The organism is Kluyvera genomosp. 3 (genome assembly GCF_011765685.1).
Taxonomy (GTDB): domain Bacteria; phylum Pseudomonadota; class Gammaproteobacteria; order Enterobacterales; family Enterobacteriaceae; genus Kluyvera; species Kluyvera georgiana_A.
The window spans coordinates 1,680,706-1,701,458 of the sequence record NZ_CP050321.1 but is presented as its reverse complement, the minus strand read 5'-3'; the positions used below and the strand labels follow the sequence as shown (position 1 = coordinate 1,701,458).

At 56.6% G+C, this 20,753-nt stretch carries 16 protein-coding genes; 6 read left to right on the top strand and 10 right to left on the bottom strand.

Translation table 11 applies throughout. The annotated features are described in order from the left end of the window. Positions 1-51: 51 nt before the first annotated feature. From mglB to GY169_RS07905, 5 genes are all read right to left on the bottom strand, one after another. Positions 52-1,050, bottom strand: a complete 999-nt coding sequence (gene mglB, locus GY169_RS07925) for a galactose/glucose ABC transporter substrate-binding protein MglB (RefSeq protein WP_064544116.1) — start codon at positions 1,048-1,050, stop codon at positions 52-54. Positions 1,051-1,341: 291 nt separating this feature from the next. Then, positions 1,342-2,364, bottom strand: coding sequence for an HTH-type transcriptional regulator GalS (gene galS / locus GY169_RS07920; protein ID WP_163447608.1), 1,023 nt, complete (start codon positions 2,362-2,364; stop codon positions 1,342-1,344). Between the two features lie 157 nt (positions 2,365-2,521). Then, positions 2,522-3,679: a DUF418 domain-containing protein YeiB gene (gene yeiB, locus GY169_RS07915; RefSeq protein ID WP_167575423.1), complete on the bottom strand. Its 1,158-nt coding sequence runs from the start codon at positions 3,677-3,679 to the stop codon at positions 2,522-2,524. A gap of 21 nt (positions 3,680-3,700) precedes the next feature. Continuing rightward, a complete protein-coding gene (gene folE, locus GY169_RS07910) occupies positions 3,701-4,369 on the bottom strand; it encodes a GTP cyclohydrolase I FolE (RefSeq protein WP_064544110.1) in 669 nt (222 codons plus the stop codon). Positions 4,370-4,484: 115 nt separating this feature from the next. Next, positions 4,485-5,618: a YbfB/YjiJ family MFS transporter gene (locus GY169_RS07905; protein ID WP_064544224.1), complete on the bottom strand. Its 1,134-nt coding sequence runs from the start codon at positions 5,616-5,618 to the stop codon at positions 4,485-4,487. A 138-nt stretch (positions 5,619-5,756) separates the two neighbouring features. Between GY169_RS07905 and fghA the strand changes: the two genes are divergently transcribed. Next, entirely contained in the window at positions 5,757-6,593 is an 837-nt protein-coding gene (fghA, locus tag GY169_RS07900) for an S-formylglutathione hydrolase (RefSeq protein WP_167575422.1), read from the top strand. A gap of 58 nt (positions 6,594-6,651) precedes the next feature. On the opposite strand, the gene GY169_RS07895 is transcribed toward fghA, so the two are convergent. Continuing rightward, entirely contained in the window at positions 6,652-7,536 is an 885-nt protein-coding gene (locus GY169_RS07895; RefSeq protein WP_223882150.1) for an AraC family transcriptional regulator, read from the bottom strand. Positions 7,537-7,705: 169 nt separating this feature from the next. Here GY169_RS07895 and GY169_RS07890 point away from each other — a divergent pair, with 169 nt between their 5' ends. From GY169_RS07890 to GY169_RS07880, 3 genes are read left to right on the top strand one after another with little or no spacing between them, the layout of a single operon-like run. Next, positions 7,706-9,505 carry a DUF2264 domain-containing protein gene (locus tag GY169_RS07890; RefSeq protein WP_223882149.1) on the top strand — a complete coding sequence of 600 codons (1,800 nt, stop codon included), beginning with the start codon at positions 7,706-7,708 and terminating at the stop codon, positions 9,503-9,505. 31 nt (positions 9,506-9,536) lie between these two features. After that, the gene (locus tag GY169_RS07885) at positions 9,537-10,802 is read left to right on the top strand and encodes an oligosaccharide MFS transporter (protein WP_064544102.1); all 1,266 of its coding nucleotides are present in this window, start codon (positions 9,537-9,539) and stop codon (positions 10,800-10,802) included. Positions 10,803-10,820: 18 nt separating this feature from the next. Next, positions 10,821-12,014, top strand: coding sequence for a glycoside hydrolase family 88 protein (locus GY169_RS07880; RefSeq protein WP_163447604.1), 1,194 nt, complete (start codon positions 10,821-10,823; stop codon positions 12,012-12,014). 93 nt (positions 12,015-12,107) lie between these two features. Here the strand turns inward: GY169_RS07880 and cirA are convergent, their stop codons facing one another. From cirA to yieE, 3 genes are all read right to left on the bottom strand, one after another. Continuing rightward, a complete protein-coding gene (gene cirA / locus GY169_RS07875) occupies positions 12,108-14,075 on the bottom strand; it encodes a catecholate siderophore receptor CirA (protein WP_163447603.1) in 1,968 nt (655 codons plus the stop codon). Positions 14,076-14,371: 296 nt separating this feature from the next. Continuing rightward, a complete protein-coding gene (locus GY169_RS07870) occupies positions 14,372-15,841 on the bottom strand; it encodes an amino acid permease (RefSeq protein WP_163447602.1) in 1,470 nt (489 codons plus the stop codon). A gap of 134 nt (positions 15,842-15,975) precedes the next feature. Next, a complete protein-coding gene (yieE, locus tag GY169_RS07865) occupies positions 15,976-16,842 on the bottom strand; it encodes a DNA-binding transcriptional regulator YeiE (RefSeq protein WP_163447601.1) in 867 nt (288 codons plus the stop codon). A gap of 118 nt (positions 16,843-16,960) precedes the next feature. Here yieE and GY169_RS07860 point away from each other — a divergent pair, with 118 nt between their 5' ends. Together GY169_RS07860 and nfo are read left to right on the top strand one after the other, a co-directional pair. Beyond that, on the top strand, positions 16,961-18,013 hold the full coding sequence (locus GY169_RS07860) for a YeiH family protein (protein WP_163447600.1): 1,053 nt from the start codon (positions 16,961-16,963) through the stop codon (positions 18,011-18,013). 71 nt (positions 18,014-18,084) lie between these two features. After that, positions 18,085-18,942 carry a deoxyribonuclease IV gene (nfo, locus tag GY169_RS07855; protein WP_163447599.1) on the top strand — a complete coding sequence of 286 codons (858 nt, stop codon included), beginning with the start codon at positions 18,085-18,087 and terminating at the stop codon, positions 18,940-18,942. Between the two features lie 120 nt (positions 18,943-19,062). Here nfo and fruA read toward each other — a convergent pair whose 3' ends face one another. Continuing rightward, on the bottom strand, positions 19,063-20,751 hold the full coding sequence (fruA, locus tag GY169_RS07850; protein ID WP_167575420.1) for a PTS fructose transporter subunit IIBC: 1,689 nt from the start codon (positions 20,749-20,751) through the stop codon (positions 19,063-19,065). Between the last annotated feature and the right edge of the window lie 2 nt (positions 20,752-20,753).

Below are 20,753 nucleotides of genomic sequence, written 5' to 3'. Positions count from 1 at the left end.
CTGAGTCAGTATTTATGGGGCACACAGATGTGCGCCCCATATATTTAAAGATTACTTACCGGTGAATTGGCTAAGGTTATCTTTATCTACGCCAACGTATGGAACGCGGACGATTTTGTTTTCAATTTTCCAGGTGGTGCCATCAGCGGCGCCTTTACCTTCAGCCAGGTTTTTCGCCAGGTCGAAAGTGGCTTTCGCCTGGTTATTTGCATCGTTCAGCACGGTACCGGCCATCGCACCCGATTTAACCAGCGCCAGCGCTTCCGGCAGGGCATCGACGCCGAACACCGGGATAGAAGATTTGTTGTGCGCTTTCAGCGCTTCAACCGCACCCATCGCCATCGCGTCGTTGTTGGCAATCACGACTTCAATTTTGTTGGCGTTCGGGCCAGACAGCCAGGCGTCCATTTTATCTTTCGCCTGAGCGGTATCCCACATTGCGGTATCCAGCTGCAGCTGCTGGGTTTTCAGGCCTTTGTCGTTCAGCTCTTTGATAACGTAGGTGGTACGCGCTTCCGCGTCCGGGTGGCCTGGTTCGCCTTTCAGCAGGACGAACTGAATCTGACCGTCTTTGTTCAGGTCCCAGTTCGGGTTCGCCGCCCAATGCTTAGCAATCAGGTCGCCCTGGATAATACCGGACTCTTTTGAATCGGTACCGACATAGAAGGCTTTGTCATAGCTATCCAGCGCTTTACGTGAAGGTTCTTTGTTGAAGAAAACGATCGGCACGTTCTGGCCGCGCGCTTTTTCAATCACCGTGCCCGCCGCTGCCGGGTCAACCAGGTTGATCGCCAGCGCTTTCACGCCTTTTGCCAACAGCACGTCAATCTGGTCGTTCTGCTTGGACTGGTCGTTCTGGGAGTCGTTCATCAGCAGCTGAACATCCGGGGCAGATTTGCCGTCTTTCTCAATCGCCTTGCGCACAACGGACATGAAGTTGTCGTCGTATTTATAGATAGTCACACCGATACGGGTATCGGCAGCGTGCGCTGCGGCACCGAAAAACATACTGGCCATCAGAGCAGACAGGGTTAACACCTTCTTATTCATGGTATCTCCGGTTTTATTATGCAGGGTAGTACGGGTGAAAATAGTCGGCGGGCATGGTTAATGGAATGTTACCACCCGACGAAATTCACTGATCAAAATTTGTTCTTCCGTGTTGAGTAACGATCCAGAGTACGATTTATTCTGTGTTTGCAGCTGGTCTACGCTATAAAAAGTGATTAATCACCGTTACATCATGTTTCAGCCTGATAAACGCTGCCACTATAGCCATCGCGATGTTAACAATCTGTGAATTTACTCACAGATTGAAAACGGTTACATCGGATTAACAACTTAGTTCGTGATGGGATGCACAAATTGCCGCTGAGCCACCGAGTGGCGGCGAACCAGGGTCGGCATAAAACAGTGCGTAGCGTCACCGTCGAGCTTTCCTGCAGCGCCGAGCAGCGCCAGTTCAGTGGCTTGTTTTGCCATAGAAACAATCGGATAGCGCACGGTGGTGAGTTGAGGATCGGTATAGCGCGCAATCGGGATATCATCAAAACCAATCACCGAAACCTGCTGCGGCACCGCAATACCGTTATCTTTGAGCGCGCTTAGCGCCCCGGCGGCCATGTTATCGTTATACGCAAAAACCGCCGTCAGTCCGGCGTTGCGCCCGAGCAGCTCAACCATTGCCGCCTCACCGCCCTGCATATCTGGCGTCCCGGTGCCAACCCAACTGTCCGGCGCCACGATGCCCTGTTCCAGTAAGGCTCGCGCCCACCCTTCCCGACGCATGTCGTCATCTTCGATGTTGTGACTGGAGGCCAGGTAGCCGATACGCTGATGGCCATGATTGAGCAGCATTCGGGTGCCCATCAACGCGCCACTGACGTTGTCGAGGCAAACGCAGCGGTGCGCATAGCCGGGGACGATACGATTGATCAGCACCATGCCGGGCATCTGAGCCATGAACTCGCTCAACTCCCGATCGCTTAGCGCTTTTGAATGGACGATCAGCGCGCTACAGCGCTGACGTATCAACACTTCAATGGCGTTACGTTCTTTGTCCGCTTCATGATAGCTGTTGCCAATCAGTACATTTTTTTGATACTGCTGGGCCACTGTATCAACCGCTTTCACCAGCGCCCCGAAGAAAGCATCGGAGACATCCATCACCACCACACCAATGGTATCGCTGACCTGGGTGGCCAGCGCCTGCGCGTTGGCGTTTGGCCGATAACCTAACGCGGCAACCGCTTTCATCACTGCCTCGCGGGTATCCTGGCTTACCAGTGCGCTGTTGTTCAGCACCCGGGAGACGGTAGCAACGGAAACGCCAGCCTGGCGCGCGACATCACGAATGGTGACCATACTCACCGCCCGATTGAATAGTGCTGCAGTTCACGTGACACCTCCTGGGTCCATCAAGATGCGCTATTCTGGCAGCGAGCTGGCGGCAACTACGTGAGGGCGGTCACACGTCTGGAAACGGTTACATCCATTTTGTTAATGGTTGTGATCTCGATCGTTATCTAAATGTATTGCGGAATGAAACACCAGCAGCTTTTGCCGTCAACTGCCGCCATAGCCATTCCACCAGCCCCTGACGGAAGCGACGCAGCCACAGCACGGAAAAGACGAGGTTGACCAGCCAGACAGGAACAACGAAAGCCAGCAACGTCAGGCGATCGAATTCCATAAACAGACCGAAATGATAGAAGAGCGTGGTGCAGATGAGCGTTTGCAGCAGATAGTTAGTGAGCGCCATACGGCCCACGCAGACAACGGCTGCAGCGAGTTTAGAACGGCTGATTTGCGGCCAGTAGCCATAGGCCAGCGCCGCATAGCCCAGCGTCTGGATGGGTGCGCTGATTTCCCGCGGGACCTGTAACAAGAAAGCGCACCAGCGGTAGTCCCAACCGAGATGCCACTGCGCGGCAATCGCGGGCAGATTAATCACCATACCGAGCGGAATACAAATGCCCGCACAGCGGCGATAATGACGGAGGCTGAACTGCCCTTTCAACCAGCCGCAGCGCATCAGCGCCGCCCCCATCAGCATCATGCCCGCCAGCTGCCAGCCGTACTGCGCGCCCAGCGCCAGCAGGTTAGCGGATAACATATCAGCGCGATTGCTGAACGCCTCCAGCCCGCCGTTCAGCTTCCAGTAGTGTTCATACAGCAGACTGGAAGCATCCGGCACCCATGAACGGCTCTGGCCGCTGTCGGCAATCAACCCCAGCAGGATCAGCACGGCTACGCCGACGACATAGAGCATCACGCCGGTATTAAACAACGCTTTGACTTCCCCGGCGTCACGCACCAGCCGCCAACAGATAAGCCCTACCAGCGCGTAGGCCAGCAGAATATCACCGTCCCAAAACAGCAACGCATGGATAAAGCCCAGCAGCGCCAACAGCGTTAAGCGGCTTTGGATCCAACGTGAACCGCGCGGTAGCAGTAGCTGGAGCCCGGCGCCAAACAGGAGCGCGAAGAGCGTCAGGAATTTGACCTGAGCAAAGAGATCGAGAATGGCCCACGTCCAGGCATCGCGCGAGGTGACCTCGCCGTACCAGGCCGGGTTAAGATAGGCGGCCTTCGGCAAGCCGAAGGCGCTGATGTTCAGCAGCAGGATCCCCAGAATGGCAACGCCACGAATAAAATCCAGCGTGACGTTTCTCTCCATGTCCCCTGCTCCGCTGATGTATTAGTTGTGGTGACGCACCGCGCGCAAGAACTCCTGGCGAGTGTTCTGGCTGGACTTGAACAGACCGCCGAGCGACGTGGTCGTGGTCGCGCTGGTGGCATCGCGAATGCCGCGCGCTTTCACGCAGTAGTGCACCGCGTCAATGGAGACCGCCACGTTGTTGGTCCCCAGCAGCGTTTGCAGCGCAGTCAGGATTTGCTGCGTTAAACGCTCCTGCACCTGTGGGCGCTGAGCGAAAAACTGCACGATACGGTTAATTTTCGACAGGCCAATCACCGAGTCTTTCGGGATATAGGCGACGGTCGCTTTACCATCAATGGTCACAAAGTGGTGTTCGCAGGTACTGGTTAGCGTGATATCGCGCACGGTCACCATTTCGTCGACCTTCATTTTGTTTTCAATGACGGTGATTTTCGGGAAATTAGCGTAATCCAGACCAGAGAAAATCTCGTCCACATACATTTTGGCGATGCGGCGCGGCGTTTCCATCAGACTGTCATCACTTAAATCGAGATTCAGCAACTGCATGATCTCAGTCATATGTCCGGTAATCAGGCGCTTACGGGTTTCATTATCCATTTCGCGCACCGGTGGGCGCAGCGGGGTTTCCAGACCACGGGCGACCAGCGCTTCGTGTACCAGGACCGCTTCTTTACTCAGTGATGACATTATTATTTCTCCTGCAGGTGTGCACTTTGCTTTTGTCGGTGCAAAGTTTGCACTCATTGTGCGTGAGGCGACGCACAGAATCCAGTATTCGTCGCGATAATTATTGCAATCGTTCTTACCTTTCAGGCTGCGGACGCCAGACCAGCGCGCCACCGATCAGCAGCGCAACCGCAGCAATCCCCAGCGCGGGCTCCAGTCGCTGGGTCAGCCAGGTCGAGAGCGCCGAAGTCATTGGCCCTATCAGTTGCCCGACGGCATAGCCGGTGGTCAGCAGCCCGGCCATATAGCGGGCGTGATTTGGCGCCAGCTCGCGGCCATAAAGCAGAGAGAGTTGTACCGCAGCGAGGAATCCGCCGCCAACCAGCAGCGCGCCGACAACCAGCCCGCTCATCCCCGGCAGCAGCCAGGCGGCCAGCACGCCGACGCCCTGCAGCCACAATACTATCGCCAACCGCTGGTGCGTGTGACCCAGGCCACGCGTAGCAATACTCAGCGCAATCCCTGTTGCCCCCGCGAGGCCAAAGACCGGCCAGATAAACTGAGCAAACAGGCTGTCCGGGAAACGCTGGCTGGCCATTTGCGATAAGAAGGTGGCGGGCAGAATATAGCCAAAGCCCGCCAGGCTGTAGCTCCACACCAGCCGCTTCAGGTTGCGGGTTAAGGTTAATGGCTCCGGTTTTTCACCGCTACGGTGCAGTTCGCCGGGCCGCGGCAACCAGCGGCCAATCAACGCCACCAGCAGCAGCGCCAGCACGCCGTACAGCTGCCAGCCCGCCGCCGCGCTCAGCGCCTGCGCATGAATAAATACGCCCAGCAGGCCGCTTATCGCGATCCCCGCCCCCGGCCCGGCAAACACCGCCGCACTGAGCCCCGGCCTGGCATAGTGCGCCAGCCGTTCATTCACCCATGCCGCCGTCAGCACCATCGACCAGCCGCTCATGCAGCCGATAACAAAACGTAGCGCACCGTGCAGCCAGGCGTTATCCGCCAACGCGGATAGAAAGGTCAGCGCCACCGCACCGATGATGCCAAGATACAGTCGGGCCTCAACGCCGCGATGGGTCCGCATGGCATCCCAGGCACCCACCAGGTAACCCAGATAGTTAAGCGCCGCCACCAGCCCGGCGCTGGTCAGCGTCAGCTCACCTTCCGCAATCATCAGCGGCACCTGAGGCGTAAAAGCAAAGCGCCCAATCCCCATCGTTGCCACTAGCACCAGAAAGCCGCTGAGCGCAATTCGTACCGGCATGAAAGCCTCAAATGTGAATGTAAAGTTATCTTTATGATGCAACATGTAAATGTTATGCGGAAGTGAAAGTTACTCACCAGCGATGAATTATCTGTATGATGGGACTATTAATTCTGACCAAAACCGCGAGGAGCCCGCATGGAAATGCTTGAAGAGCACCGCTGTTATGGCGGCTGGCAGCAGCGCTGGCAGCACCATTCCACCACGCTGAACTGCCCGATGACGTTCAGCCTGTTTTTGCCACCGGAAGGCAAAAAAACGCCGCCGCCAGTGCTGTACTGGCTGTCCGGTCTGACCTGCAACGACGAGAACTTCACCACCAAAGCGGGCGCGCAGCGTGTTGCCGCAGAATTGGGTATTGTGCTGGTCATGCCGGATACCAGCCCACGTGGCGAAGGCGTGGCTAACGATGCCGCTTACGATCTTGGCCAGGGTGCTGGCTTCTACTTAAACGCCACCCAGGCACCGTGGGCCGCCCACTATCGCATGTACGATTACCTGCGTGACGAACTGCCGGCGCTGATTCAGGAACAGTTTAACGTGAGTGAACGCTGTGCCATCAGCGGCCACTCGATGGGCGGCCATGGCGCGTTAATGCTGGCGCTCAAAAATCCGGGTCAATATTGCAGCGCTTCGGCCTTTGCGCCCATCGTCAACCCAAGCCGTGTGCCCTGGGGAAAGAAAGCCTTTAACGCCTATCTCGGTGACGATATTGCACGCTGGGCCGAATGGGACAGCACCGAACTGTTGCTGGCAAGCCGCGCTGAAGCGCCGGTTCCGCTACTCATTGACCAGGGCGATAACGATCAATTCCTGGCCGACCAGCTACAGCCTGCGGTGTTTGCCGAAGCCGCGCGGCAGAAAGACTGGCCGCTCACCCTGCGTATTCAGCCGGGTTACGACCATAGCTATTACTTTATTGCCTCCTTTATTGAAGACCATCTGCGGTTCCACGCGGAGCATCTCTTTGCGTAGATAAGCGCAGCGCCATCCGGTAATCTGCCCTACCCTGCCGGATGGCGGCGTAAACGCCTTATCCGGCCTGCAAATCAGCGCCCGGCAGCGTGTAGGGATACGCCTTACGATACTGCAACGGCGTTTTGCCCATATTCTTGCGAAAACAGGTAATAAACCACGCGTATTCGGTAAAACCAACCCGTTCAGCAATTTCCCGCACCGAGAGCTGTGAATGCAGCAATAATTCGCAAGCCTGACGAATTCTCCGCATCATCAAATATTCCTGAATCGTGCCGCCGGTTTCATCATGAAAACGCCGGGAGGTGTGTCCGCGCGAACAGCCCATTACCGCCGCAATCTCCTCCAGCGAACAGCGTTCGTGGTAGTGATTTTCCAGCCAGCGAATGATGGTCGATGAAAAGGTATTATGCCCGGTCGCCTGCTCCTGCTGCGGCAGCAGGCTAATCAGTTGCATAATCAGGAAGGCGCTGTCGCTGGTGCTCCAGCTCTCCTCGTGGGTCAACGTTTCAAAGCGCTGTAACAGCGTTTCAATCACCGGCTGCAGGTCGCCCACATCAAACACCCGCGCCTTCTCACCGCGGCCACACAGCTGGCGCAGCAGCATCTGCTGACGGGGAAAATCCCGTAACCACGGTTCTAACAGCAGCGGGTTAAAGTGCAGGGTCGTACGATGATAAAGGTTACGTTCATCCTGCTCGACGTACACCTTGTGCAGCTTGCCGGGCGGGAAGATAAACAGGCGACCCGGTTTGACCGTGTACTGCTGGTGTTCCATCAGCGCAATCCCGACGCCACGCGACACCGAGAGAATCTCCGCACACTGATGCCAGTGATAGTAATTGGCCGGCATATTTTGCATACGATTGAAATAAATCGATTTATCGTTGAGATGGATCTGCTCAAGATAAGTCGTGTCTTCCGTTCGCTGGGAGTGGGCCACCGCGTTTGCCTCGTATGTTAATAAACTTAAACTTTCATCATCGAAGTAAAACTTTCAGGCCAAAATACTCCATAAAATTATTTTTAATTACCTGAGATGCGTAAAAGTAAGAGCGCAATCACATTTGCCACACGGGGCAACTTCCTATTATTCGTCCGCCATCAACGATATGAAACGGGATTTCATCATGCGGACGAAACAAGAATACAGTGCACAATTAACACATTGGATTACGGCAGCGGTTCCTCATCTGTCGGCCGATTGCACGCGCCTTCACGCAGGAAACACCGCTGCGCAATACCCGGACGAGGTGGCCGGGATGGAAGGTTTTATTCGTCTGCTGTGGGGACTGTTTCCACTGGTTAGCGGCGGCACAACGCCGGAGTGGCACGATAAATTCATCACCGGCGTACGTAACGGCTGTAACCCGCAGCATCCCGGCTACTGGGGGGATGTCGGCGATAACGATCAGCGCTGCGTTGAGATGGCCGCATTTGGCCTCGGGCTGGCGCTACCGAACAACGGACTGTGGCAGGCGCTGTCCGCCGCGGAACAAGATAACCTCGTGCGCTGGCTCAGCCAAAGCGCGGATGTCGCCGTGCCGGACAATAACTGGCACTTTTTCCCGGTGCTGATTCAACTGGGTCTGAAATGCGTTGGCCGTGAATATGACATGGCGGTGATCCACCGGCATCTCGACGCCATCGAACCTTTCTGGCTGGGCAACGGCTGGTACTGCGACGGTAAAGGTAAACCGCGTGATTACTACATCTCCAGCGCCTTCCATTTCTATGGCCTGATCTACAGCCATTTTATGCAGGATATCGACCCGGAGCGCTGCCTGCGCTATCGCCAGCGCGCCCAGCAGTTTGCCCAGGATTATCGCTATTACTTCACTGCCGACGGCGCGGGCATTCCGTTTGGCCGTAGCCTGACCTATCGCTTTGTGCAGGTCGCCTTCTGGAGCGCCGTGGCCTTTACCGGGCTGGACGTCTTCACGCCTGGCGTGGTCAAAGGGTTGATTTTGCGCAATCTGGAGCACTGGCAGACGCAGCCGTTTATCGACGCAGATGGGCTATTTACGATCGGCTATGCCTACCCGAACCTGATTATGGCCGAAGACTACAATAGCCCCGGTTCACCGTACTGGGCGCTGAAGGCAATGCTGATTCTGGCATTACCGGAAGAGAGCGCCTTCTGGCAGGCCGAGTGTGAACCGCTGCCCGCGCTGGAGACGATCCACCCGATTCCCGAAGCCGGGCAAATCATCGTCCACAGCAGTGAAAACCGCCACGCCTGGATGCTGATGTCCGGTCAGTTCGACAAGAACAACTTTGTCAACTTTGAACAAAAATACTGCAAATTTGCCTATTCCAGCCAGTTCGGCTTCACCCTGGAGCGCGGGCGTTATGGGCTGAATCACGCCGCCGTCGATTCCATGCTGCTGTTCAGCACGGGGGATGACTACTATCGCGGCCGCCGCGAGTGTGAGCGTTCGCAAGTGACCCCACATTGGATACGCAGCGAGTGGCGTCCGTGGCACGACGTCGAAGTCACCAGTTGGCTCATCCCGCTGGAAAGCGGCCACATCCGCATTCACCGTGTGAACACACCGCGGGCGCTGAACTGCGTCGAAGGGGGATTTGCCGCCAACCGCCACCGCCAGACACGGCTCGAACAGCTTGCCGATGCCGTCACTGTGCAAACGGCAGATGATTACAGCCAGGTGGTTAATCTGTACGGCAATCGCGAGCCGCTTGTTGTTACCACGCCGCCAAACAGCAATGTGCTGTACGCCGCCCCAGCCGATATTCCCTGCCTGTCCGCGTCGCTGAGCGCCGGTACCCACTGGTTGGCCTGCTACGTTAGCGCCGACCTGGGCACCACGCGACCGCTGCCGGAGGGGCTGGAGTTTGACCCTGCTACACAACAGTTAACCGTGAACGGTAACCCGCTCACGCTGGTATAAACCTGACCTCTGAATCACGGCGGAGACCGTAATGACAACCACAATTCAGTCGACTCGTTCGGCGTATATCAAGTTAAGTCTCTTTGTTTTCCTCTTTACCTTTACCTGGGCGGCAAGCTTTGGCCTGTACGCCATCTGGCTTGGCGACAAAGCCGGGCTGGACGCTGTCGATATTGGCACCGTGTTTGCGGTGAACGGCGTATTTGCCGTGGTGATTAAGCCGGTGTACGGCTACATCATGGACAAAATCGGCATGAAAAAGCACCTGCTCTATTTTGTCTGTATTGTCTCGGCGCTGATGGCCCCCTTCTATATCTGGATCTATCTGCCGCTGCTGCAAAGCCACTTTATCAGCGGCATGATCGTCGGCGCGCTGTTCTTTAGCCTCGGCTGGTATGCCGGCGTCGCGGCGGAAGAGTCCTATGTTGACCGCTTCAGCCGCCTCTACAACATGGAGTTTGGCCGCATCCGCATGTGGGCGGCGCTGGGCTGGGCCACCGCCTCGTCGTTCTCCGGCTTCCTCTATAACATCTCGCCTAAAATCAACTTTGCCATCAGCAGCGTCTCGGCGCTGTGTATGTTCGCCGTGCTGCTGACGCTCAAGGTCGACCATTTCGGCCAGGAGGAAAACAACGTCCTGTCGAAAGATAAGATTGTGATTACCGACGTGCTGCACCTGCTGGCGAACCGCAAATTCTGGATGTTTGCGCTCTATATTGCCGGCGTGGCGTGGATGATGTTTATCGCCGAGCAGCAGTTCTCCCGTTACTTCGTCACCTTCTTTGCCACCAAAGAAGAAGGTAACGCCATGTTCGGTTATATGAGCACCGCCCAGTCCGCCGCCGAGTTCTTCGGCATGATGCTGGTGCCCGCCATTATCAATCGCATCGGTGCGAAGCAGGGGATGCTGCTCACCGGGTTGGTGATCAGCCTGCGCTTGATTATCTCCGGCCTAACCAGCGACCCGCTGATTATCTGCCTGGTGAAACCGCTATACGGCATTGAAATCGCGCTGATTCTGGTGTCGGTGTTTAAGTATATCGCCGAGCATTTCGACAAACGCGTTAACGCCACCATGTACCTGCTGGGCTACCAGGCGATGATTTACGTCGGCTCTATCGTGGTCGCGCCGCCTGCGGGTTATGCCTATCAGACTATCGGTTTTGAACATACCTATCTGATTATGGGCATCATCGCCCTGGTCTTTACCGGCGTATCCGCCCTCACTCTCTCTGCCTGCTACAGCCACAAGAAGAACGCTGTAGGCCAGGAAATCAAACACGAAGCGATTAATTAAAAACGGGAATATGACAGCATGACGTCTGAAACGATCAGCAAAGAACCGCTCGCCTGCCAACCGCTCCAGCCGGGCGAACGTGAAGCACTTGGCCGTAAAATTCGCGGGATAATGCCCGACCTGCTGAAAGCAATTGAGAGCAACGCGGACTACTTTGGTCAGCGTTTTCCGGATGCGGCCTGCGAGAAAGGGATCTATCCCATCATCGACAATATTGAGTGGACCACCAGCTTCTGGACCGGCCAGCTGTGGCTGGCCTATGAATGGACCGGGCAGGCGCGCTATCGCACGCTGGCGGAGCAGCATATTCATTCGTTCGGCCAGCGGATTATCAATCGCGATCATACTAACCACCACGATCTGGGCTTCCTCTACAGCCTGTCATGCGTGGCGGGCCAGCGCCTGACCGGCAACCGCGAAGCAGGCTATATCGCCCTGCTCGCTGCCGAAGCGCTGATGGAACGCTATAACGAAAAAGCCGGGATCATCCAGGCCTGGGGGGAGCTGAACAACCCTGAACAGCAAGGGCGTATGATCATCGACTGTAATATGAATCTGCCGCTGCTGTACGAGGCCAGCCGCGCGAGCGGCGACCCGCGCTACGCCGAGGCGGCAAAGCAGCATATTGAGCGCGCGCGTCGCTATATCGTGCGTGAAGATGGTTCGACCTTCCACACCTGGTATATGGACGTTGAGACCGGCGCGCCCCGTTTTGGCAACACCCATCAGGGCTTCTCCGACGACTCCTGCTGGGCGCGCGGCCAGGCATGGGGCGTTTATGGCTTCCTGCTGAACTACCTGTATACCGGCGACGAACGCCTGCTGGAACTCAGCCAGACGCTGGCGAACTATTACCTGAATCGTCTGCCAGACGATCTTATCTGCTATTGGGATCTGGCGCTCACCGACCCTACCAGCGAACGCGACAGTTCAGCAGCAGCCATTGTCGCCTGCGCGCTGCTGGAATTAGTAAAACATCTCCCGGCGACACATCCGGATAAGGAGGGCTACGAGACGCTGGCGCTACGCATGATCGGCAATATGATCGACGGTTATGTGAATCGTGAACATACGCCGGGCCAGGGGCTGCTGAAGCATTCGGTGTACTACTTCAAAGGTGGAATTGGGGTGAACGAGTGCTGTAGCTGGGGGGATTACTTCCTGATGGAAGCGATCACGCGGGCGGTACAGAACTGGCGTAGCTACTGGTAAGAGAGGTTGCCCGATGGCGCTACGCTTATCGGGCCTACGCGAGCGCGCAATATGGTCGCGCAGGGTAAAACCCGGCACGACCATCATCACTGGTTAGAAGCGGTAATCCACTGCCATAAAGTAGCGGCGGCCATCTTCGTTATAGCTGTAGTCGTCGCGCGACAGATCTTTATCCCCGAGGTTCAGCACGCCCGCGCGCAGCTTGATATCCTTGGTTGCCTGCCACGCCCCGCCGAGATCCCAGGTGGTGTAACCGCCCGGCGTTTTGGAGGTTTCGCTCACCGCGCGCTGCTTGCCGTTATAGCGTGCCGCCAGGTAGAACGACCAGTCCTGCACCGGCGTCCAGTCCAGACGCCCATTCGCGGTATGGAACGGCAGTTCCTGTAGCGGTTTATCCTCGCCGTTGCTCAGATCGCGACCGTCATTGTAGGTATAGTTCAGCGTCACCTTCCACTCATCGCCAAACGGCACCTTCAGCTCGGTTTCCACACCACGAATACGCGCTTTATTGACGTTATAGTAGGAGAATACCGGCACGCCATTGTCAAAGCCGACAAAGTTCGGGTAGCCCGGCGCGGCGTTGCGATCGCGCGTACGACTCACGTTAATCATATCGTCAATATCGTTCTGGAAGGTGGTTACGCTGCCCTGCACGCCTTCCAGCCAGCCCTCTTCCCCCTGGTAATAAAGACCGATTTCAAAGCTTTCGCTGGTTTCCGGTTTCAGGTCCGGGCTACCGACAATACGACAGCCGCCGCGGCACGAGTTGGAACTCCAGTCCGGGCTAAGCTGAAGCAGCGATGGCGCTTTAAACGCGGTTGCCCACCCCCCTTTCACCGTTAGCGTATCGGTGGCGCTATACACCAGATACGCACGCGGGCTCCAGTGATCGCCATAGGTCTGGTGATCGTCCATACGGATCCCGGTGGTCAGCGCCAGCGGTTCGAAGATGCGCCACTCGTCTTCGAGGAACAGCGCATACTGGCTGGCGGAGGTTTCGCTGCTGGAACCGCCGGTCAGGTTGACCGGATCGCTCAGCTTATCGTGACGCCATTCGCCGCCAAAGGTCACCAGTTGATTAATCGCCCCCAGCGGCAGCACGTATTTGCCGTCGATGGTGTTACTTTGCGAAGTGATATTACTGCTATTGCCCGGATTCTTGTTGACCACCTTTTCGCCGTAATACTTCAGTTCGCTGTTACCTAAATCCCAGCGTCCGTTGTGGCTCAGCGAGTAGTTCTGGCGCTCCAGACGGTTACGGTCGAGAGAATCGGAATCACGGTCCTGTCGGTCGAAACCGTAACCGGCGGTGATGTCGTTATTTTCATTCGGCGTCCAGGCAAACTCCACGTTACCGTCGCGGCTGGTGTAACCCTCGATGCGCGGTGTTTCGCCGGTGGTACTGGTCGTCGAACTCTGCGGACTATCCTTCTCACGCTTCGACAGGCTCCCAAACGCCTTCATGCCCAGCACGCCGTCCACCAGCGGGCCGGAGGTGAAGAACTGGCCGTTCCAGGTATCGCCGCGATCGCGATGTTCCTGAATGGTGGTATCGGCAGTGACGGAACCGGTCCACTTCGCGCCGATTTTTTTGGTGATGATATTCACCACGCCGCCCAGCGCATCAGAACCGTAGAGGGAAGACATTGGGCCGCGCACCACTTCGATACGTTCGATGGCGTCAACCGGGATCCAGTTCAGGTCGAAGTCGTTGTGGCGGAAAACGGCGTTTCGCGAGTTAACGCGTTTACCGTCGATGAGAATCAGGGTGTAGCTGCTGTCCAGGCCGCGAATGCTGACGCCCTGACGGTTATCCCCCTCGTTGGTGAGCTGGACGCCCGGCACTTCTTTCAGCACATCTTTCAGGTTCTGCACCGGCTTGCGCTGCAAGTCTTCCTGGGTAATGACGCTGATGCTCGCGGGGGCATCCTTTACGCTTTGTTCGGTAGCCGCCGCCGTCACGACCAGCACTTCATCATTATCTGCGGCCGCTGCGGGCAGCGCCAGGGACATTACGGACGCGCACAGTCCGCCCCGAACGATGGGGTTTAACCTAAACATTTCCTTTCTCCATGAGGTGAATACTGAATTAAAACAAAAGGGTCTTACTCACAAATGCTGCTTGATACCGCTCACTGGCGGCCTGTTTTTTATGCAGATGTGGCTGGTCCCTCCGGTATCAGCTTCACCGGGATAAGGAAGTGGCTTCATCCATTTGTATGGGTATGGATGATAAAAGTAATGATAATAATTATCAATTAAGATTATTTAAAGTTATGTCAAGACGTAACAAAAATGCCGCGCATAAAAAAACCTCTCCGAAGAGAGGTTTTTGTTATCACCGGGAACCCGACGCGTTATTTCTTAAAGCGTTCCGGGAAGTGCATTTCGCTATAGCGAACGAAGTGCGTACCACGGGTCAGCTTGTAGCCGAACCAGATAACCAGGAACAGCGGGATACCGATATAGGTCGCCGCGACGCCGCCCCAGTCGATGGTATCGGCGAGGAACGCTTCGTAGTTCTGGCCCAGCGTGATAATCAGGCACAGCACGAAGGCGAAGATCGGCCCCAGCGGGAAGAACCCGGAGCGGTACGGCAGGTTGTTAATATCGTGACCCTGCATAACGTAACCACGGCGGAAGCGATAATGGCTAATCGCAATCCCCAGCCAAGCGATAAAGCCGGTCATCCCGGAGGTGTTCAGCAGCCACAGGTACACGGTCTGGTTGCCGAACATTGAGGTCAGGAAGCACAGACCGGCAATCACGGTAGTAGCATACAGCGCGTTACGCGGCACGCCGCCACGGGAGAGCTTCGAGAAGATGCGCGGCGCTTTGCCATCGCAGGCCAGGGTGTACAGCATACGGGTAGAGGCGTACATGCCGGAGTTACCCGCCGACAGTACCGCCGTCAGGATAACGGCGTTCATAATCGCCGCCGCAGAGAGCAGACCCGCGTGCTCGAACACCAGAGTGAACGGGCTGACGGAGATATCCTTCACGTCGTTACGCAGCAGGCTTGGATCGGTGTACGGAATAATCAGGCTGATGATCAGGATCGCGAACACATAGAACAGCAGGATACGCCAGAACACCTGACGCACAGCGCGCGGAATATTCTTCTCCGGATCTTCAGATTCACCCGCCGCGATACCAATCAGCTCGGTGCCCTGGAAGGAGAAACCGACAATCATTGCCACGCCGATCATCGCCGACAGGCCGCCAGCAAACGGCGCGTCACCGGTTGTCCAGTTGCTCCAGCCGACCGGCTGCGCACCCTTGAAGATACCGAGGATCATCATAATGCCAACGACGATGAAGATAATCACGGTCGCCACTTTGATCAGCGAGAACCAGTATTCCGCTTCGCCGAATCCCTTCACAGAGATGTAGTTCAGCAGGAAGATAACGCACAAGAACAGCGCGCTCCAGATCCAGCCCGGCGTGTCCGGGAACCACCAGCTCATCACCAGCTGCGCGGCCACGAGGTCAACGGCGATGGTCACCGCCCAGTTGTACCAGTAGTTCCAGCCCAGCGCGAAGCCGAAGCCCTCTTCCACATAGTTCTGACCGTAGGTGGCAAAAGAGCCGGATACCGGCATATAAGCCGCCAGCTCGCCCAGACTGGTCATCAGGAAGTAGACCATCAGGCCAATCAGAATATAGGAAAACAGCGCGCCGCCCGGGCCCGCCTGAGAAATGGTTGCGCCGGACGCAACAAACAGACCCGTACCGATAGAACCGCCAATGGCGATCATCGTCAGGTGACGCGCCTTGAGTTCGCGACGTAACGCGGGCGCTTGTGTGGTTTTCGTTTCGGAACCCATGTGAAAATGCTATCCATCCAAAAAATGAGGCGCGATTGTAGCAGACGATTCCGCTATATCACGGTAGAAATGCGCAGTTATAAGAGACCTTCATGATTGGTCTCTTATTATAAGTAAAGCATCCACTGGCGGTTTTAGATATCGCAGTAGTGCAAAAAGCGCTTCAGGGCATTAGAAAGATGCTTTTGCCGATGATGGATGCGCCACAGCGTGCGGCTCAACTTCGGTAGCGGGATAGTCACCTCCTTCAGCGTACCGGCCTCGAGCTGCTCGGCAATCACCCGCCGCGACAGGCAACTGACGCCCAAATCATGGCGCACGGCGTGTTTGATGGCCTCTGAGTTACCCAACTCCATTCCCATCTGGAACTGCGGCAGATGTGAAAGCAGTAAATAATCAACGATTTCACGCGTGCCAGAGCCTTTCTCACGCAGGATCCACGGCACCATCGCCAGCTTTTCCAGCGTGACCTCACCCTGCAACCAGGCGCTGTCTGGCGCGGAGAACACCACCAGCTCATCCTCCAGCCACGGTTCGGCAATGATATCCGCCGAATGGCACGGCCCCTCAATCAGGCCAATATCGACGCGGAAATCGGCCACGGCGTTAATCACATCCTGGCTGTTGCCCACGCTCAGCTCCAGCGGCAACGAAGGAAAATCTTTGCGATAGCGCGCGATAATCTCCGGCAAAATATAGTTGCCGATAGTACTGCTCGCATACACGCGGATGGCGCCGTTATCTTCACGGAACAGCTGTTCAATTTCGCCCGCCTGCTCCAGCAACGCCAGCGCGCGCGGGTACAGCAGCCGTCCGTGCTCATTGACCACCAGCCGCTTGCCGACGCGGTCGAAGAGTTGAACGCCGAGCTGCCCCTCAAGGTCAGTGAGCGCCGCGCTGACCGCCGACTGCGACAGCGCCAACATCTGCGAAGCCTGAGTCGTCGAACCGCTTTTCAGCACTTCCGCAAAAACTTCTAACTGCCGCAGCGTGATATGCATATGTTTTCAGCCCGCAAGAGCCGCCCTTACCAGTTATTACGATTAATTATAAATATATAATCAATTTTACCTTTAAGCCAGCCGAGCGTAACCTTTTAGCCAGACAAAGGAGAAGGTTATGACACAAGTCACCTTAGAAACGCATCATCATCGCGGTATCAAACATTTTATCCCTGGGCTCGCACTGAGCGCCGTGATTACCGGCGCGGCAGTCTGGATCGGCAATATCCCGGCCGTAGCAGGCGTCGGCATGAGCGCACTGACGCTGGCCATCCTGTTTGGGATGGTGATTGGTAACACGATTTACCCGAAACTCTGGCAGTCGTGCGACGGCGGCGTGCTGTTCGCTAAACAGCATTTACTGCGTCTGGGCATCATTCTTTACGGTTTTCGTCTGACCTTCGCCCAGATTGCTGACGTGGGCGTGAGCGGAATTGTTATCGACGCCCTGACGTTGTGCAGTACCTTTATGATGGCCTGCTGGCTCGGGCAGAAAGTGTTCGGTCTGGACAAACACACCAGCTGGCTGATTGGCGCCGGTAGCAGCATCTGTGGTGCTGCGGCGGTACTGGCAACCGAGCCTGTTGTTAAAGCCGAAGCCAGCAAAGTGACCGTCGCGGTCGCAACGGTGGTGATTTTCGGGACGCTGGCTATCTTTATCTACCCGGCCATGTACCCGCTGCTGGCGCACTGGTTTACCCCTGAAACCTACGGCATTTACATCGGTTCGACCATGCACGAAGTCGCGCAGGTAGTGGCAGCCGGTCATGCGGTGACGCCGGAAACCGAAAACGCGGCGGTGATTGCCAAAATGCTGCGCGTGATGATGCTGGCTCCGTTCCTGCTGTTTATGGCAGCGCGTGTAAAACAGCTGGCTCCGGCAGGCGCGTCGCAGAAAAGTAAAATCACGATCCCATGGTTTGCCATCATGTTCATCGTGGTCACTATCTTTAACTCGTTCCATCTGCTGCCCAACAGCGTTGTGCAAATGCTGATTACGCTGGACACCATCCTGCTGGCGATGGCCATGGCAGCGCTGGGTGTGACCACTCACGTTAGCGCACTGAAAAAAGCCGGTGCGAAACCGCTGATGATGGCGCTGGTGCTGTTCATCTGGCTGATTGTTGGCGGCGGTGCGATTAACTACGCGATTCATTACCTGATGGCATAATCGACAACGACTAACCCCCCTGAACCCGCTATACTCACTCTCCCAATTTGAGTATGGCGGGTTTACTTTTTATGAAATACATCGGAGCGCACGTCAGCGCCGCAGGCGGTCTGGCCAACGCCGCAATTCGGGCCGCAGAAATCGAAGCGACCGCTTTCGCCCTGTTCACCAAAAATCAGCGTCAGTGGCGCGCCGCGCCGTTGACCACCGAGATTATCGACGACTTCAAAGCCGCCTGTGAAAAGTACCACTACACCCCGGCGCAAATTCTGCCGCACGACAGCTACCTGATTAACCTCGGCCATCCGGTTGAAGAAGCGCTGGAGAAATCCCGGGAAGCCTTTATCGACGAGCTGACGCGCTGTCAGCAACTGGGGCTGACGTTGCTGAACTTCCATCCGGGCAGCCACCTGTTGCAGATTGATGAAGACAAATGTCTGGCGCGGATTGCCGAATCCATCAACATCGCACTGGCGCAAACCGAAGGCGTGACGGCGGTGATCGAGAATACCGCCGGTCAGGGTAGCAACCTCGGCTTTAAGTTTGAGCATCTGGCAGCGATCATTGACGGCGTAGAAGACAAGTCGCGCGTCGGCGTATGCATTGATACCTGCCACGCTTTTGCCGCCGGCTACGACCTGCGCACCAAAGAAGCCTGTGCAGACACCTTCGCGGAATTTGAACGTATTGTCGGCTTCCGGTACCTGCGCGGTATGCACCTGAACGACGCCAAAAGCGAGTTCGGCAGCCGCGTTGACCGCCACCATAGTCTGGGCGAAGGTAACATCGGCCACGACGCGTTCCGCTTTATCATGCAAGATGAGCGTTTTGACGGTATCCCGCTGGTGCTGGAAACCATTAATCCGGATATCTGGGCGGAAGAAATTGCGTGGCTGAAAGCGCAGCAGACTGAGTCCGCTGCTGCTTGATTGCCCGGTGGCGCTGCGCTTACCGGGCCTACTGATTCGGGTTGGCATGATAAAGCGTAGCCGCCATCAGACGTAAAAAAAGGGCCGAATCGTCGGCCCTTTTTCACATTCACTGAACGCTTACGCTTTTACCGCAACTTCACCTTCCGGGCGCTTCAGCACCGCGTAAGAGAGGCCAGCCACCAGCGTACCCGCGACAATCGCAATCAGGTAGCCCAGCACCGGCGTGATAGCGCCAGGAATCAGCAGAACAAACAGACCACCGTGCGGTGCCATCAGCTTCGCGCCTACCGCCATCGAGATAGCGCCGGTTACCGCGCCGCCAACGATACAGCATGGCAGAACGCGCATTGGGTCACGGGCAGCGAACGGAATCGCCCCTTCAGAGATAAAGCACAGCCCCAGCACCAGCGCCGCTTTACCGCCTTCACGTTGACCTTTGTCGAACTTGTTACGCGCAACCAGCGTCGCGATACCCATCGCCAGCGGTGGCACCATACCGGCAGCCATAATCGCCGCCATCGGTGCATAAGTCTGGGTAGACAGCAGACCCACGCCAAACGCGTATGCCGCTTTGTTCACCGGACCACCCATATCGGTACACATCATCGCCCCAAGGATAGCGCCCAGCAGGACTGCGTTAGCGGTGCCCATGGTTTGCAGCCAGTGGGTCAGCCAGTTCAGCAGCGCCGCAACCGGCGTACCGATCAGGTAGATCATGGCCAGACCGACAATCAGGCTGGAGACCAGCGGGATGATCAGAATCGGCTTCAGCGCTTCCATGCTCGGCGGCAGCTTCAGCTTAGTACTGATAAGTTTCGCCACGTAACCGGCCAGGAAACCGGCAATGATACCGCCGATAAAGCCGGAGCCGCCGCTCACCGCCAGCATACCGCCGATAAGACCCGGCGTCAGACCCGGACGGTCTGCGATGGAGAAGGCAATAAAGCCTGCCAGCACCGGTACCATCAGGGCAAAGGCTGAACCACCGCCGATCTGCATCAGCGCCGCGGCCAGCGTGCCTTTGACTTCAAAGGCTTTAATACCAAACGCGAAGGAGAGCGCGATACACAGACCGCCCGCTACCACCATCGGCAGCATGTAAGAAACGCCGGTCAGCAGGTGACGATATGCCCCGCCGCCGCTCTCTTTTTTCGCCGCATCGGCAGGCGATTTGCTCTGGCCAGCAGGCTGGTACGGCTTGGCCTCGACCATCGCTTTGTCCAGCTCCTGCGCGGTTTTCTTCAGCGCCAGGCCGGTCGTGGTGCGATACATCGGCTTACCGGCAAATTTCGCCAGATCCACTTCGATATCCGCCGCCACGATAACCAGGTCAGCCTGTTCAACTTCTTCCGGCGTGATGGCATTGCCAGCGCCCACGGAACCGCGGGTTTCTACTTTCACCCACAGGCCGCGCTTTTTGGCCTCGGTTTCAATCGCTTCCGCCGCCATAAAGGTGTGCGCGACGCCGGTTGGGCATGCGGTTACCGCGACAATACGCTTCACCGCGCCGGTTGCCGTCGGCTCGGCCTGCGCCGGAGCTTCATAGGGCAGCGCGTGCGATTTGGCTTCGCTCAGGAACAGTTCCGGATGAGAAACCGCGCGATTGATATCGCCAAGATAAACCTGTTTGCCTACCAGCGCGGTATCGGCTGGCAGCGTGGAACCCAGCACGATGGCCAATTCGGCATCGTTTGGGTTATCAATTAACTCCAGGCGCGCTTTCTGCGCCGCCGCGCCCAGCAGGGTCTTCGCCATATAAGCACGAGCCTGTCCGAGTTTGGCATCGATAATCAGCAGCGTTTTCATAC